The organism is Streptomyces sp. E11-3, from assembly GCF_046540415.1.
Classification (GTDB): domain Bacteria; phylum Actinomycetota; class Actinomycetes; order Streptomycetales; family Streptomycetaceae; genus Streptomyces.
Genome location: NZ_JAZGRL010000064.1, coordinates 1 through 3,022, shown reverse-complemented (window position 1 = coordinate 3,022; position 3,022 = coordinate 1). Strand labels below are relative to the sequence as shown.

Genomic DNA, 3,022 nt, shown 5'->3' with positions numbered 1-3,022 from the left:
CGCGGGGGTACGCGCACGCGGGGGTACGCGCACGCGGGGGTTCAGGGGGAGGTCACTCCCACTCGATGGTCCCCGGCGGCTTGCTCGTCACGTCGAGTACGACGCGGTTCACGTCGGCGACCTCGTTGGTGATCCGGGTCGAGATACGCGCCAGTACGTCGTACGGCATCCGCGTCCAGTCCGCCGTCATCGCGTCCTCGGAGGAGACCGGGCGCAGCACGATCGGGTGGCCGTACGTACGGCCGTCGCCTTGGACGCCCACCGAGCGGACGTCCGCAAGCAGCACCACGGGGCACTGCCAGATCTCGCGGTCGAGACCGGCCGCGGTGAGCTCCTCGCGGGCGATGGCGTCGGCCTCGCGGAGCAGGTCCAGGCGCTCGCGGGTGACCTCGCCGACGATGCGGATGCCGAGGCCGGGGCCGGGGAAGGGCTGGCGCTGGACGATCTCGTCCGGCAGGCCGAGCTCCTGGCCGACCATCCGGACCTCGTCCTTGAACAGCTTGCGCAGCGGCTCGACGAGTTCGAACTCGAGGTCCTCGGGGAGGCCGCCCACGTTGTGGTGGGACTTGATGTTCGCCGTGCCCGTACCGCCGCCGGACTCGACGACGTCCGGGTAGAGGGTGCCCTGCACCAGGAAGGAGACCGGCTCGCCGCCCGCCGCCTCGGCGACGATCTCGGCCTGGGCCTGCTCGAAGACCCGGATGAACTCGCGGCCGATGATCTTCCGCTTCTCCTCGGGGTCGGAGACCCCGGCGAGGGCGTTCAGGAAGCGCTCGGAGGCGTCGACGACCTTCAGCTGTACGCCGGTGGCCGCGACGAAGTCCTTCTCGACCTGCTCGGTCTCACCCTTGCGCATCAGTCCGTGGTCGACGTACACGCAGGTCAGCTGGGAGCCGATGGCCTTCTGGACGAGGGCGGCGGCGACGGCGGAGTCCACGCCGCCGGAGAGCCCGCAGATCGCGCGCTTGGAGCCGACCTGCTCGCGGATGAGCCCGACCTGCTCCTCCACCACGTTGGTGGTGGTCCAGGAGGGGGTGAGGCCCGCGCCGCGGTACAGGAAGTGCTCAAGGACCTGCTGGCCGTGCGTGGAGTGCATCACCTCGGGGTGGTACTGCACGCCGTACAGCTTCTTCTCGTCGTTCTCGAAGGCCGCGACCGGGACGACGTCCGTGGACGCGGTGACGGTGAAGCCCTCGGGCGCGGCGGAGCAGGCGTCGCCGTGCGACATCCAGACGGACTGCTCGTCCGGGGTGCCCTCGAAGAGGGTCGAGCCGGACTTGGAGACGTGCAGGGGAGTACGGCCGTACTCCCGCGCGCCCGTGTTGTCGACGGTGCCGCCGAGCGTGGTGGCCATGAGCTGGAAGCCGTAGCACATACCGAAGACCGGGACGCCGGCCTCGAAGAGCGCGCGGTCCAGGCGGGGGGCGTGCTCCGCGTACACGGAGGAGGGGCCGCCGGAGAGGATGATCGCCGCGGGGTTCTTGGCGAGCATCTCGGCGACCGGCATGGTGCTCGGGACGATCTCGCTGTAGACCCGGGCCTCACGCACACGTCGGGCGATGAGCTGGGCGTACTGCGCACCGAAGTCGACGACCAGCACGGTGTCTGGGGCGGCAGCGGGGGAACCTGATGACACTGCTGGCACTGCGTGGCCTTCCGGCGGTGGGTCTGGATCTGAGGGTCCTGAGGGGGTCTCTCCTTGTCGATTCTAACGGGGCTCGCGAGTGGTCCCTCGTCCCATCTGACAGGGCCGGGCGGTGGTCCTCCCGACAGGGCCGGGCGGTGGTCCTCCCGACAGGGCCGGGCGGTGGTCCTCCCGAAAGGGCCCGGCGGTGGTCCTCCCGACAGGACCGGGCAGCGGTCCCTCGTCTCACGATCCGAACCGTCGGCCGTCCCGCGTTGACCGGGCGGGCGGCCGTGGGGTCATACTGTCCCCGTGACCAAGCACCTGCGCCGCGAGATCTTCGCGTTTACCTATGGCAACCGGCCCACCGGCTGCCATGGTCGTGCTGCTTGATCCACTGACAAGCGACTTCCCAGGCGCCCCGGGCCGACAAGGCCCGGGGCGCCTGTCGTTTCCTCCCGGGTCTGGTCGCTCCAGGGCCTCCACGGGACCTACGTAGGAGGAGCCCCACCATGACCGCGACGAAGACCCTCGCCGGCAAGACCACCACCAACAAGACCGCCACCGGCAAGACGGCCACCGAGCAGACCGGCGCCCGAACCGAGGACGCCGCGTCCCTGATCACCGACGCCCGCGACCGCATCGACGCGCTGGACGACCGGATCATCGGCCTGGTCCAGGAACGGATGGCCGTCTCGGCGGTGATCCAGCAGTCCCGGATCGCGTCCGGCGGCCGCCGTGTGAACCTCTCCCGCGAGATGGACGTCCTCGGCCACTACCGGGACGCGCTCGGCAAGCCGGGCACGGCGCTCGCGATGACGCTGCTGGAACTCTGCCGAGGCCGGGTCTGAGCCGGGCCGCAGGCGAGTCCGCCCCGTACGCACACCCCGGTCCCGCCCGTACGGGCATCCCGCGCACCCACGTTCGCCCCCTTCTCACCCGTACGGCGCCGTGACCGCGCCCCGACGGGCTTCGTTGGTCCGGGTGTCCGTGTCATCCAGGGGCGGGCCCGAAAGAACCACGCGTGGCTTCGCTGGAGCGATGAGACGTGCGGCCCGAGCTCGTGGCTCGTACCGAACGTCGTGGGACCTCGCTCCAGAGCGTGACCGGACGGCAGGGGACAGCAGCCCGGTCACCTTGAGAAAGACGGTCGGTTCCGGGGACGCCCGGAGCCGACCGGCGGTCAGCTCCACCCACTCCTGGGACCGACACGGGAAGGGCCTGCCAACACCCGCCGAAACGGTTGCGCAGTCCGCGGCTCATCCAGCACGATGCCTTAAGCGGCGCCCAAGTCCCGCTACGTACAACTTGATTGCCATTGGTCGAAACCACCGACGCGCCCCCAGTGCGCCGGGGCGGCGCCGACCATCGGCCCACGCACCAGCGGCGCTTCCCCCC

At 70.6% G+C, this 3,022-nt stretch carries 2 protein-coding genes; one reads left to right on the top strand and one right to left on the bottom strand.

Annotated features, from left to right (window positions below):
* Positions 1 to 52: 52 nt before the first annotated feature.
* Positions 53 to 1,636: a glutamine-hydrolyzing GMP synthase gene (gene guaA / locus U9R90_RS34965; RefSeq protein WP_411061419.1), complete on the bottom strand. Its 1,584-nt coding sequence runs from the start codon at positions 1,634 to 1,636 to the stop codon at positions 53 to 55.
* Positions 1,637 to 2,136: 500 nt separating this feature from the next.
* On the opposite strand from guaA, the gene U9R90_RS34960 reads away from it, so the two are divergent.
* Positions 2,137 to 2,475 (top strand): chorismate mutase, encoded by a 339-nt coding sequence (locus U9R90_RS34960; RefSeq protein ID WP_411061417.1) that lies wholly within the window; start codon positions 2,137 to 2,139, stop codon positions 2,473 to 2,475.
* The last annotated feature ends 547 nt before the right edge of the window (positions 2,476 to 3,022 follow it).